The 13,168-nt window shown below is 57.6% G+C and carries 9 protein-coding genes; 5 read left to right on the top strand and 4 right to left on the bottom strand.

What is annotated here, in order from left to right:
• The first annotated feature begins 39 nt into the window (after positions 1-39).
• From ACI5FR_RS00045 to glgA, 3 genes are all read left to right on the top strand, one after another.
• Positions 40-1,191, top strand: coding sequence for a glucose-1-phosphate adenylyltransferase (locus tag ACI5FR_RS00045; RefSeq protein ID WP_405448651.1), 1,152 nt, complete (start codon positions 40-42; stop codon positions 1,189-1,191).
• Complete coding sequence (gene glgD / locus ACI5FR_RS00040; protein ID WP_405448649.1) at positions 1,188-2,297, top strand: glucose-1-phosphate adenylyltransferase subunit GlgD; 1,110 nt, start codon at positions 1,188-1,190, stop codon at positions 2,295-2,297. The genes ACI5FR_RS00045 and glgD overlap by 4 nt, the downstream gene beginning before the upstream one ends.
• A 145-nt stretch (positions 2,298-2,442) precedes the next feature.
• A complete protein-coding gene (gene glgA, locus ACI5FR_RS00035) occupies positions 2,443-3,894 on the top strand; it encodes a glycogen synthase GlgA (protein ID WP_405448646.1) in 1,452 nt (483 codons plus the stop codon).
• On the opposite strand, the gene ACI5FR_RS00030 is transcribed toward glgA, so the two are convergent.
• The 4 genes from ACI5FR_RS00030 to ACI5FR_RS00015 form a co-directional block, all read right to left on the bottom strand.
• On the bottom strand, positions 3,869-4,750 hold the full coding sequence (locus tag ACI5FR_RS00030; RefSeq protein WP_405448643.1) for a carbohydrate ABC transporter permease: 882 nt from the start codon (positions 4,748-4,750) through the stop codon (positions 3,869-3,871). The two genes, glgA and ACI5FR_RS00030, sit on opposite strands and share 26 nt — an antisense overlap.
• A gap of 27 nt (positions 4,751-4,777) precedes the next feature.
• Complete coding sequence (locus ACI5FR_RS00025; protein ID WP_405449772.1) at positions 4,778-5,653, bottom strand: ABC transporter permease; 876 nt, start codon at positions 5,651-5,653, stop codon at positions 4,778-4,780.
• A 151-nt stretch (positions 5,654-5,804) separates the two neighbouring features.
• A complete protein-coding gene (locus ACI5FR_RS00020; RefSeq protein ID WP_405448640.1) occupies positions 5,805-7,463 on the bottom strand; it encodes an extracellular solute-binding protein in 1,659 nt (552 codons plus the stop codon).
• 428 nt (positions 7,464-7,891) lie between these two features.
• Positions 7,892-10,252, bottom strand: a complete 2,361-nt coding sequence (locus ACI5FR_RS00015; protein WP_405448638.1) for a helix-turn-helix domain-containing protein — start codon at positions 10,250-10,252, stop codon at positions 7,892-7,894.
• A 211-nt stretch (positions 10,253-10,463) separates the two neighbouring features.
• Here ACI5FR_RS00015 and ACI5FR_RS00010 point away from each other — a divergent pair, with 211 nt between their 5' ends.
• Entirely contained in the window at positions 10,464-12,218 is a 1,755-nt protein-coding gene (locus ACI5FR_RS00010) for an alpha-glycosidase (protein ID WP_405448635.1), read from the top strand.
• 70 nt (positions 12,219-12,288) lie between these two features.
• A partial coding sequence (locus tag ACI5FR_RS00005; RefSeq protein WP_405448632.1) for a sugar phosphate nucleotidyltransferase occupies positions 12,289-13,168 on the top strand: 880 nt, incomplete at its 3' end.

Raw genomic sequence — 13,168 nt, 5'->3', positions numbered from 1 at the left:
CAGCTTAGCAGAAGGCCAACATTATAAAGGGGGGCTCCCATGCAGAGGAAACATTGTGTCGCCATGCTGCTCGCAGGCGGAGAAGGAAGACGATTGGGGGCATTGACCCGTGATTTGGCGAAACCGGCGGTTCCTTTTGGCGGGAAATACCGGATTATCGATTTTACGCTCAGCAATTGCACGAATTCCGGCATCGACACGGTGGGCGTGCTGACGCAATATCAGCCGCTCGCGCTTCACTCGCACTTGGGCATCGGCAGTCCTTGGGACCTCGACCGCAAATCGGGCGGAGTCACGGTGCTCCCTCCTTATGTCAAGCAGCGCGGAGGCGATTGGTACAAAGGGACGGCCAACGCGATCTATCAGAACATCGGCTTCATCGAACAGCACGACCCGGACTATGTGCTCGTCATCTCGGGCGATCATATCTACAAAATGGACTACGACAAGCTGCTCACGTTTCACAGGGAGAAGGGCGCCGACGCGACCATCGCCGTCATCGAGGTCAAGTGGGAGGAGGCGAGCCGGTTCGGCATTATGAATACCGATTCGGACCGGCGCATCACCGAGTTCGAGGAGAAGCCGAAGCAGCCGAAGAGCAATCTCGCCTCCATGGGTGTATACATGTTCACATGGCCGGTCCTGAAGCGGTATTTGCAGGAGGATGAGGCGAACCCCGGCTCGTCGAACGATTTCGGCAAAGACCTCATTCCGGCTATGCTGAACGCCGGCCAGGCGATGTACGCGTATCCGTTCGAAGGGTATTGGAAGGACGTCGGCACGATCGAAAGCCTCTGGGAAGCGAGCATGGACTTGCTGGAGGCGAACCCGCGCCTGAATTTGAACGACCGCTCGTGGCGCATTTATTCCGTGAACCCGAACCAGCCTCCGCATTATATCGCGCGTACCGCCAAGGTGCAGACGTCCCTCGTCAATGAAGGCTGCGTCGTATACGGGGAAGTCGACCGCTCTGTGCTGTTCTATGGGGTGCATGTCGGCGAGGGCAGCCAGATCTCCGATTCCGTCATTATGCCGAACGTCAAAATCGGCCGAGGGGTCGTGATCCGGAAGGCGATCATCGGCGAAGGCTGCGTGATCGAGGACGGCAGCGTCGTAGGCTCAGACGGGTCCGGGATTACGTTGGTGGGGAGCTTCGAGCAGGTCACTACGAGTCAGGAGGCGAGCATATGAAAGGGGTCATGGGCGTCATTAACCTGGTAAACGAGTATGAGGAGATGGAGGAACTGACCTATGGCCGCTGCGTCGCGTCCGTGCCGTTCGGCGGGCGTTATCGGCTCGTGGATTTTATGCTGTCCAGCATGGTCAATTCCGGCATCTCCAACGTGGCCGTGTTCGCGCATACGAAATACCGTTCGCTTATGGACCACCTCGGCTCCGGCAAGGAATGGGACCTGGACCGCAAGCGCAACGGGCTGTTCCTGCTGCCTCCGGCCGTCGATGAGATGCAGGATATGCTGAAGGGGGACTTGTTCCACTTCCATCGACACCGCGACTACTTCTACCGCAGCCCGGATGAGTATGTCGTCATCGCCCGCAGCCACATGCTGTGCAATATCGACTTCACCAAGGTGATCGAGGCGCACAAGGAGACGGGTGCAGACGTGACCGTGCTGTACAAGGACACCGACGAGCAAAAGCACGCGCGCTGCCGCCGGCTGAAGCTGGACGAGGAAGGCCGCGTCGTCGCGATGCAGGACCACCTGGGCCGGCTGAACACGACGAACGTCTCGATGGAGGTGTTCGTGCTGCGCAAGGACCTGTTGCTCGATCTCGTCCAGATCTCGCTCGCCGAGGGCTATGACCATTTCGTCCGCAATGCGATCATGCGCAACGTCGACCGGCTCCGCATCCACGGCTACAAGTACGAAGGCTATCTCGGTATTGTAAATACGATCATGAGCTACTACCAGCACAGCATGAATATGCTCAATCCGGACGTGTACCGTGAGCTGTTCTTCTCGCCCGGCCTCATCTATACGAAGATTAAGGACGAACCGCCGGCCAAGTATATGCGTTCCTCCTCGGTCAAGAATGCGCTAATCGCGAACGGCTGCCATATTGCGGGCACGGTGGAGAACAGCATTTTGTTCCGTGGGGCGAAGATTCAGAAGGGTGCCTCGGTCAAAAACTGCATCATCATGCAGAACTGCGAGATCGGCGAGTACGTCTCTATTGAGAATGCGATTCTCGATAAAGACGTCATCGTCTGCCGGGGGCGCGAGCTGCTCGGGGATACGACGGCGCCGTTCATCGCGGCGAAGCGGAGGATCATCTGATCCACCCCAAAAAGTGAAGCGATGCTCTGAAGCATATTCCTATTACTTTTCGGGGACCCCCAACCCAACCCCAAAAAGTGAAGAGCTGCTTCGGAGCGTAATCCTATTACTTTTCGGGGACCCCGAGAGAATTGGAGGCTATGCCATGAAGATCTTATTCGCAGCTTCCGAGGCCGTGCCGCTGGCCAAGACCGGCGGCTTGGCCGACGTCGCGGGCGCCCTGCCGAAAGCGCTTCGCGCCAAGGGCGCCGACGTCCGGGTCATTATGCCGAAGTACGGCAGCATCCCGGACATCCATAGGAGCCGCGTCACCCATATCGGCTACATCATGATCCAGCTCGGCTGGCGGCGGCAATATTGCGGGCTCGAGCGCGTCGATGTGGACGGGGTGCCGTACTATCTGGTCGACAACGAATATTATTTCCGCCGTCAGGGGCTGTACGGCTACGGAGACGATGCCGAGCGCTTCGTCTTCTTCAGCCGCGCGGTGGCGGAGCTGCTGCCCCTTCTCGCGTCGAGCGGCTTCGCTCCCGACCTCGTGCATGCGCACGACTGGCAGACCGGTCTCGTGCCGCTGCTGCTCAAGCTCGGCTACGGCGGAGACATCGGCCGGGCGGCGAAGAGCGTCTATACGATCCATAACTTGAAATACCAAGGCTGTTTTTCCCGCGAGACGATGCAGGACTTGCTCGGCCTGGGCGACGAATGGTTCGCGCCGGACCGGCTCGAATTCAGCGGCGGGGCGAGCTGCATGAAGGCCGGCCTGCTGTACGCGGACAAGCTGACGACGGTCAGCGAGACGTACGCTGAGGAGATTCGCACGCCGGAGTACGGCGAGCATCTCGACTTCGTCCTACGGCTGCGCGAGGGCGATCTCGTCGGCATCGTGAACGGCATCGATACCGAGTCGTTCGATCCGATGCGCGACGAGCAGCTCGCCGTGCCGTTCCGCGACTCGCTCGCCAAGAAGCGGCTGAACAAGATCGCCCTGCAGCAGCAGCTGGGCTTGCGGGAGGACGTAGAGACCCCGCTCGTCGGGATGGTCAGCCGGCTCGTCGCGCAAAAAGGCCTCGATCTGGTGGAGGCCATCCTGGAGGACTTGGTTCGCGACGGGCTGCAGCTGGCGGTGCTCGGCACGGGCGAGGCGCAGTACGAGCAGCTGTTCCGCACGTACGCCGCCCGCTACCCCGAGCAGGTGTCGGCCGCGATCGGCTTCGACGACGGCTTGGCGCGGCGTATCTACGCGGCGAGCGACTTGTTCCTCATGCCGTCGCAGTTCGAGCCGTGCGGCCTCGGGCAGCTGCTCGCGCTGCGCTATCGCTCCGTGCCGGTCGTGCGCGAGACGGGCGGGCTGAAGGATACGGTGCCGCCGTACAACGAGTTCACGGGCGAAGGGATCGGGTTCAGCTTCGCGCCTTATGCCGCGCACGATTTGCTGTTCACGATCCGACGCGCCGTATCGTTCTACGGCCAGCCGGACCATTGGGCCGCCCTGCACCGGAACATCGGCCGCACGGACTTCAGCTGGCTCGCTTCCGCGAAGGCGTATCTGCTCTTGTACCGGGGGCTCGCTACCCCTTTAGCGCTCCGACCATAACGCCTTTCACGAAGTACTTCTGCACGAACGGATAGACGGCCAGGATCGGCAGTGTCGCGACCATAATCGTCGCGTACTTGATCGTTTCACCGATCTGGAACCGGTCGGCGGCCGAGGCGTCGGTCGCCATGCTGTCCGTCGAATTTGCGATGAGGATCTGGCGCAGGGTGAGCTGCAGCGGGTACAGATCCGTATTTTTCAGAAAGATCGAGGCGTAGAACCAGCCGTTCCATTTGTCCACCGCGTAATACAGGATCATGACGGCGATGACCGGCATCGAGAGTGGAAGCACGATCCGGAACAAAATCGTGAAGTGGTTCGCGCCGTCGATCTTGGCGGACTCCTCCAGGCTGTCCGGTACGGCCTGGAACGCCGTGCGCATGATGATCAGGTTAAACGTGCTGATGGCGAACGGAAGTATCGTGGCCCACAGCGAGTCGAGGAGGCCTACGCCCTTCACGACCAGGTAGAACGGGATAAGTCCGCCGTTGAAGAACATGGTGAAGACAATGACCATGATGAACAGTTTGTTCAGCATGACATTTTTGCGCGACAGCACATAGGCGCCGAGCGAAGTCATGAACAAGTTCACGAGCACGCCGAAGAACATGATGAACAGGGTGTTCCGGTATCCGGTCAGGATGCCGGGATTTTTAAATACGGCTCTGTATGCCTCTATGCTGAAGCCGAGCGGTTTGAACAGGAACCCTCGATGCTCGACCAACTGGCCGGCGTTGCTGAGTGAAGCGAAGGCAACATACAGCAGCGGGTAAAGCGTAATCACGACCATGACGGTCAGGATCGAATAGATGACCACATCGAATACTTTTTCCCCGAATGATTGGCGCTCCTTCATTGCAACCCTTCCTTCCCGCCCCGTGGCTTACCAGAGGCTATTTTCGTTTACCTTGCGGCTGACGTAGTTGGCGGTGATGAGCAAGATCAGGTTGAAGACGGAGTTGAACACCCCGACGGCGGTGCTGTAGCTCCACGCGAACTCCAGCAACCCTTTCCGGTAGACGAAAGTAGAGATGACGTCCGCGGTCTCGTAGATGGCGGGATTGTAAAGCAGGATGATTTTCTCGAACCCTACGTTCAGCATATTGCCCATGCGCAGGATAAACATAATCGTGATGGTGGGCAAAATACCGGGAAGCGTGATGTAGAAAATTTGCTTCAGCCGGCTGGCGCCGTCGATCCGGGCGGCTTCATACTGCTCCGTGTCGATGGCCATCAGTGCGGCAATATAGATAATCGACTCCCAGCCGACTCGTTGCCAAATTTCGGATAATACATAGATCGGGCGGAACAGCTCCGGTCTCTGCAGCATGGGCTGCCCGTCATACCCGAAGAACATGAAGATCGAGTTGAGGATCCCGTCCGCATTCGTGAACGTCTTGATCATCCCGCAGATGACGACGAGCGAGATGAAGTAAGGCATGTAGGTGATCGTTTGAACGGTTCTTTTGAAAATTTTTCCCCGCACTTCGTTTATGAGGAGCGCTAAGACAATAGGCGCCGGAAATTCGAATAAAAGGGTCAAGAGGCTGATGATGATCGTATTTTTCAGAATTCGCCAGAAATAATAGGAACTGAAGAAGTCTCGGAAATTGTCGAGTCCGACCCACTCGCTGCCGGTAACCCCCTTGATCGGAGTGTACTCCTTGAAGGCGATGATGACGCCATACATGGGGGCGTAATGAAAGATCGCGTAATAGGCGATCACCGGGATCATCATGATGTACAAATATTTGTTCATCGCCAAATCGCGAAGCAATCGGGCCGTAAACTTGAAGCTGCGCACTTTGGGGGCCGCGGCGGCGGTGCTTTTGATCGTAGCGGTCTCTCTCATGTCATCCCTCCTTTATTTAATAAGGGGAGGACGGTGTAAACGTCCTCCCCGCGGATGATTAACGTTTGTTGTAGCGGTCCAGTGCGGCCTTCTGAATTTCAAGCGCGCGTTCGATTTTGAGCGATTTCATTTTGTCCACGTACTTCTCGAAGGCATCGAGCGGCTCCGTACCCAAAACGATCTTGAGCGACATTTCGTCGACCAGCGTGTCGATATCGGTCATGATCTTCGCATACTCGGTGCTTTCCTCCGGCGTAGGCGTGATCGGAGGCAGCTGCGTTTTGGCTGCGTTCGTCTTCGCCCAAGTGGCGACGGCGTCACGTTGCGTTTGCAGGGCCAGGTATTGCTCAATGTAGCGTTTGTCCTGGATGAACGGACCGCCGCTGTTGCCGCGGATGTGGAGCGCCATAGCTTGCGCCGGAGCGAGCTTATCCGGGTTTTTCATGAGCAGATCGGTATATTTCGGATAGCCGTTCTCCAGCTTGTAGCTGGTGCCTTCGGTACCGAAGTTGAAGAACATGCCGCCTTCCGTGCTATAGCCGAAGTCCAGGAACTTCGCCGCCAGCTCTACGTTCTTCGACTTAGCCGTGATGGCCACCATGCCGCCCGCCGTGAACGGGAAGTCTCTTTGGCCGAATTGAGGCGTGTCGCCTTTCTTCAGCACCGGATACGGAGCGGCAGCCAGGACCGCCTTCGGATCCTTCGCTTCGATCAGCGGCTGCCAGCGGCCGATCCCGCCGCCTGCGTTGCCCACAGTAGCGCCGGTTGCGCCGGATACGAAGTTGGCGTCCAGCACCTTCACATCGGCAGTAGCCAGGTTTTTATCGAGCAGGCCTTCCGCGTACCATTTTCGGTAGTTGGCCAGGTAGTCCTTGAAGCCCGGCTGCATCGGTCCGAACTTGATGGTTCCGTTATCCAGGTAGAAGCCGCGCGTCACGCCGAATGCGCCGACGAAAGCGCCGTTGCCCGATTCGTTGAACGGTCTCGGCAGCCCTACAAGCGACAGAGGAGCGGCAGCGCCTTTCTTTTCCTTGAACGTTTTCAATACGGTGTACCATTCGTCGATCGTAGTCGGCATTTGCAGACCCAATTCATCCAGCCAGTCTTTGCGGATGATAGGTCCCTGGAACACCATCAAGTATTCGTCGCCGCGAATGAACGGGAAGGCATAATAGCTGCCGTTGTCCGTTTTGGCCATTTTGTCGACTTCCGGGTGCTCCTTCAGGTATTTCTTCAGGTTCGGAGCGTATTTGTCGATCACATCGTTCAGCTTGAGGATGTAGCCGTCTTTGATCGCCTTTTCCGGTCCGCCTGGGAAGCCCAGGAAGTTGTAGTCGATCATGTCCGGCAGGTCACCGGAAGCCAGCATCACGTTCAGCGTCTCTTTGCCTTGGTTAGGAGGGGCGGTGATCCATTTGATCGGAACGCCGGTCACCTTGGACCAGTTCTGGTAGAACGGAACATCGGCATTCGCCGACTTGACCCCGACCAGGTTGCCGGTCAACTCCATCCAGTAGCTCAGCTGGGTGGACGTTTGCATCGGGTACTTCGTCGCGGCCGTGCTGGCCGAGGGTGCCGACGAGGCGGATGGCGCCGTCGATGGAGCGGGCGTTGCCCCTTTATTGTCCGTCTTGGTGGAGGAGCAAGCGACCAGCAAGCTGTTGACGGCTACGATAGCCGACAGCGTGGTCAAGAGCTTCATTTTTCCCTTCTTCATGCAATGACCTCCCGGAATTGGTCTGGAAATGGTCGAGATCGGGTTGCTCGGACATAAGGTTCGGCTGCCGCGACCTCGTGCCTTTATCCTATGACAACGCTTACATTTCGGCAATCGCAAATATATCCAATTCGATCTCGAGTTCGATTCCGGGCATCTACAAAATCGCCAATCGCATCGGCAAATTGTTGGTTCGGTGCGCTAAAAAGGCCGTCGTTATACGGTTTACCGGCGTTTACACGCGGGTGGATCCAGCTGCGGATACATCCCGCCTAGCCCCTGCCCGACCTCGACCCGCCCGACCTCGACCCGCCCCCGCCCGACCTTGACCCGACCGCGCCCCACATCCGCCTCGACCGCGCCCCTACCCACACCCAACCCACACCCAACCCACACCTACACCCGCACCCCGACCGGCCGCCGCCACCCTATCGCACATGCTGCTCCGCGATCGTCTCCTTGAATTTGCCCGGCGTGATGCCCTCATACTTCTTGAACGTGCGAATGAAGGCGTTCACGTCGTTGAAGCCGACGCAGTCCGCCACGTCGCCGATGTTCTTGCCGCGCTCTGCGATCAACTGCTTCGCTTTCTCGATACGCGTCTTGTTGATGTAATCGAGCAAGCCTTCGCCGGTGTAGTCCTTGAACATCTTGGACAAGTATGTCGCCTTCAGCTCGAATTCGTTGCCGATGGTGGAGATGTTCAAGTTCGGATCCTTATAGTTCGCCTCGATGTACTCGGTCACCCGCACCATGCGCTCGTCTAGCGCATGCTTGCGGGATTGCTGCAGGTTCTGCAGCCGCTTGGCCGCCGTGTAGTCGCACACTTGCTTCAGCAGCTCCGACATCTGAATCTGCATATCGTGGATCGTCTCGCAGGCCGTCAGCTTCGCGATGCGTTTCGGGTTCTGCACGAGGAAGCTCTCCTGCAGGTTGCCGATCTCGCTGATCGTCTTGATCAGCGTGCTCACCAGATTGAGCATCAGGCAGCGCGCGAACGCCACAGAGACGGGCGAGCGTTGGAAATTGTGGGCGATAATCTCGTCGAGCGTCAGCTTCGCCCGCTCGTAATCGCCTGTCTTGACGAAGTTGATGAGCTGCTGCTCCACCTGGAGCGGATAGTAGTAGCCGACCTCGGCATCGTTCGTCTTGCGGTGAATATCCTCGTAGGACAAAATTTCGTTGCTGCCCATCACCAGCTTGTATTCGAGTGCGTCGAGCGCATCCGAATAAGCGCGGGTAATGCCGGCATACGTCGTATGGATCGCGCTGATCGCTACGGTCAAATGCAGATGGTAATGCTTCATCAGGAATTGCTGGGACGCCTGGGCGATATGGTACAGGTCGGCCCGCGAAGCCTCGTCGTCCTCTCCGCTCAAATTCACGAGACAGACGAGCGTCTCGTTGACTTCCGCGACGTAGCCGCGGTTACGCTCGGCGGCGAACTCCTCGACCACATTCGTGACGATGAAGCTGAGCAGCTTGCGCTTCTCTTCGGGGTCCATGCCTTCAATACGCTCATAGAACAGACCGGTCGGCTCGACGTGGAACAGGAGGACGGCGAAGCGCTTCGAATCGAACCGCATCTGGAACGCGGCGAGCGATTCCGTGATCGGAATCTGGCTGTCGAGCCGCCCCTTCAGCAGGCGTGCGATGAAGTGGGAACGCAACAGGTGGCGCTGCTGCTCCATCTGCGACAGCGTATTGTCGATCGCCTGCTGGATGAAGCGGAATTCATTCACCCCTTCGGCCATCCGGATCGGGGACTTGCCTGAAAACGATTGCACAAGCCGGCGCACCGGATTGTAATTGCGCCGCAGGAAGAAGGTCGTCAACAACCCGCCCCCGATGAGGCTGATCAGGATGCTCAGGAACGTCAGGTTGCGTACATACTGGGCTTTTTCCCAGTACAGGCGGCTCGGGATCATGGAGATATACTTCAAGCCGGACCGGCTGGATTGCATGTACCAGACCTCGAACTTCTCGCCTCCGTGCTCATAGTAGAAAAAGCCGGAAGATTCTGACATTTGCTTGTAAGGAAAATCCTCAGTCAGCACAACGCCGGAATTGGTCACCAGCGGTTCATTGTGCTCGTTCAGAATCAGTACATGGCCTTTGTTGAACAGCTCGACGTTCTGGATGGAACCGAGGATGCGGGACTGATCGATCATGATGACGTTCGTTGCGACGGCTTCCCCATTCGTGGTCGGGTAAGTGCTGACGTAGGCGACCGCCTTGTTCGGGTTCCGGTCATCGCTCATCCGGTTCACGGGGAGGAATCCTTTGAAGTCCGGGCGCGTGACGATGTTCTTCCAATCCGCAGCCGTGAAATCCGGGCTCTGATGGAGCAGGTTGTACGTAAAGCCGCCTTCGCGCACCATGCTGGGCAGGATCACCATGTTCGTATTCGCAAGATATGTGTAAAAATAATCCACCTGGGAGTAGGCTGTCTTGTACAGCTTCATATCCTGGGAGATTTTATACAAATCGTAATTGTAATCGTTCGGGCTCTTCAGGTACTTGTTGGAGTACAGCAGCGACTGCATCTCCACGTTCCAGGTCAGCTCGATGTTCAGGCGTTCCATCGTCTGGAAGGAATTGTCCATGGACTCCCGGACTTGATTGAGCAAGGCGTTGTTGGCCTGGTGAATCTCGTTCTCCAGCGTACGGTTGGATGCGATGTAGACAAAAATACTGAGAAGGATGGGCAAGAGCAGGATCGTCAGGTAAGAAAGCAGCCAGGTCTGCCATATGCTGCGCCTGCGGGTGAGAAGTTCCTTGAAGACCAAACTGATCCCTCCAGAGCCTGTCATGTCGTATGGTCGCGCATGTTCAGAAATCGATACGTGGATTCAAATCTTATTCTACCTAATTCTGGTTGCCTCGTATATTGTAAATTTCCGGGGGATCGCGTTCGGGATACGGTGAGGTTTAACCTGCTCCGATTCGGGGTAAGGACAGTTCAGAACGATATCCGGTGAAGAAAGAAGGCTTGATTCGATGCAACTGGAATGCTTCTACCACGGCACCCGGAACAATTGGGCATATGCATACGACGCGGATACGGTCCATCTGCGGGTACGAACCAAGAGAGGCGATGTCGAGACGATCGTCGCGGTGACGGGGGACAAATATGATTGGCACCGGTTCTACGCGGAATACCCGATGGAAGTGTTCGCCTCGGACGCTTTGTTCGATTATTGGCAGACGGAGGTTCGTCCCGCGTTCAAACGGTTCAGCTACGGTTTTCGCCTGCAGGCGGGTACCGAGACGCTATGGATGACGGAGACGGGCGTCTACGGCGAGATGCCGCATCCTCCGGGAGGCTACTACGATCTCCCTTACATTCACGAGGCGGATCTGTTCACGGTGCCGGAATGGGCCAAGGCCGCGATCTTCTACCAGATCATGCCCGACCGATTCGCCAATGGAGATTCGTCGAACGATCCCGAGGATACGGCACCCTGGGGCGAGGCGCCGGATTTGTACCGCTCTTATGGCGGCGACCTGCAAGGCGTGATGGACCACCTGGACTATTTGCTCGACTTGGGGGTCACGGCAATTTACTTCACGCCGGTGTTCACCGCGCCGTCCAGCCATAAGTACGACACGGTCGATTATATGCAGGTCGATCCGCATTTCGGGACGAACGATCAGCTGAAGCAGCTTGTGAAGCTGTGCCATGAGAAAGGCCTTCGCGTCATCCTGGACGCCGTATTCAATCATTGCAGCGAGCAGTTCCCCCACTTCCTGGACGTGCAGAAGCGCGGAGATAAGTCTCCGTATGCCGACTGGTTCCATGTGCGGGAGTATCCGCTCGAGGTGCGGGACGGAATACCGACCTACGATACGTTCGGCTTCTATGGGCATATGCCCAAGTTTAATACGGCCCACCCGGAGGTGAAACAATATTTGCTTGGCGTAGCGGAATATTGGGTGCGGGAAATCGGCATCGACGGCTGGCGGCTCGACGTGGCGAACGAGATCGACCACAGCTTCTGGCGGGAATTCCGGGAAATCGTCAAGCGCGCCAATCCGGAGGCCTACCTCGTCGGGGAGGTGTGGAGCGATTCCATCATGTGGCTGCTTGGCGACCAATTCGATTCGGTGATGAACTATCCGTTCGCGAATAAGGTGCTGGAGTTTTTCTCCCCGGGTTCGATGGACGGGCAAACGTTCTCGGCCAGCATGGGCCATCTGCTCATGCGGTATCCGAAGCAGACGAGCGAAGTGATCTTCAATATGCTCGGGAGCCACGATACGCCTCGCGTCTTGACCCGGGTAGGGGAGGACAAGCGGCGGCTCAAGCTGTGTGTCGTCTTCCTGCTGACCTATATCGGCACGCCATGCATTTTTTATGGGGATGAGGTCGGGTTGAAAGGTGGAGACGACCCCGAATGCCGTCCGTGCATGGAGTGGGACCCGGATCGGCGGGACAACGAGCTGTTCGACTTTTATACAATGCTCATCCACCTGAGAACGGAACATCCGGCGCTAAGACGGGGGTATTTCCGCTTCCTCAAGGCCGACCCGGACGACCGGCGCATCCTTTACGAACGGATCGACGAAGAGCGCCATTTTACAATCTGGATGAACAATACCGAAGAGGAGACGGTTCTCGAGCACCCCATGGACACGTCGGATTGGCGGGATGCCCTGACCGGGGAGGACGTGCGTCCGGAGGGCGGCACCATGCGGCTGCAGCTGGAACCGCTCGGCTACCGAATTCTCACTCGAGAGCTGAAGACTGGATAATTTTGTTTCATTCTGGAGCAGGCCGGGTATATACGTACTACAACAAAACCTTTGGGATGGTGATGAAGGAATGACAGCGAGAAAGCGTTGCGTGGCGTTGTTGTTGGCAGGCGGAGAAGGCACCCGGTTGGGCGTATTGACGGCGAATGTGGCTAAGCCTGCCGTTCATTTCGGCGGACATTATCGAATCATAGATTTCTCTCTTAGCAACTGTCTCAATTCGGGAATCGACACGATCGGCGTTCTGACGCAGTACAAGCCTTCGACCCTGAATGCCCATATCGGCAGCCTGACCGGCTGGAAGCTGAATCAGGCGCAGGGCGGGATCTCCCTGCTGCCGCCGGTGCTCGGCTCGGGCGGGATGGGCCGGTACACGGGTACGGCGAATGCGGTGTATCAAAACCTGCGGTACGTCGAACAGCATGATCCCGAGGACGTGCTCATCGTCTCCGGCGACCACGTCTACGATATGGACTACCGCCGGATGCTGGAGTTTCACAAGCAGCAGGACGCCGATGCGACGATCTCCGTCATCCCGGTCCCCTGGGAGGAAGCGAGCCGATTCGGCATCATGACGGCCGATGCGTCGCACCGCGTGCGCCGGTTCGCCGAGAAGCCGGCCAAGCCGGACAGCAATCTGGCCTCCATGGGCATTTATATATTCAAGCGGAAGGCTCTGCAGGCGTTCTTGAAGGCCGATGCTCGGGATGGAAGGTCTTCGCACGATTTTGGCAAAGACGTCATTCCGGCGATGCTGGCGCAGGGCGCCCGTCTCGCGGCGTACCCGTTCCGCGGGTATTGGCGGGATGTCGGCACGATCGACGCATTGTGGCAAGCCCATATGGATTTGATGGGGGACAAGCCCCGGTTCCAATTGAACCGGAAGGAATGGCCGCTTCACGCCGTCCCCCAGCCCGATTCGGACGCTCGTGTGTACGGAGAGCTTCATC

Origin of the sequence: Paenibacillus sp. HJGM_3 (assembly GCF_045062745.1) — a bacterium.
GTDB lineage: Bacteria > Bacillota > Bacilli > Paenibacillales > NBRC-103111 > Paenibacillus_AA.
Note: the sequence above shows the minus strand (reverse complement) of the source record. Positions and strands in the feature narration are given on the sequence as shown.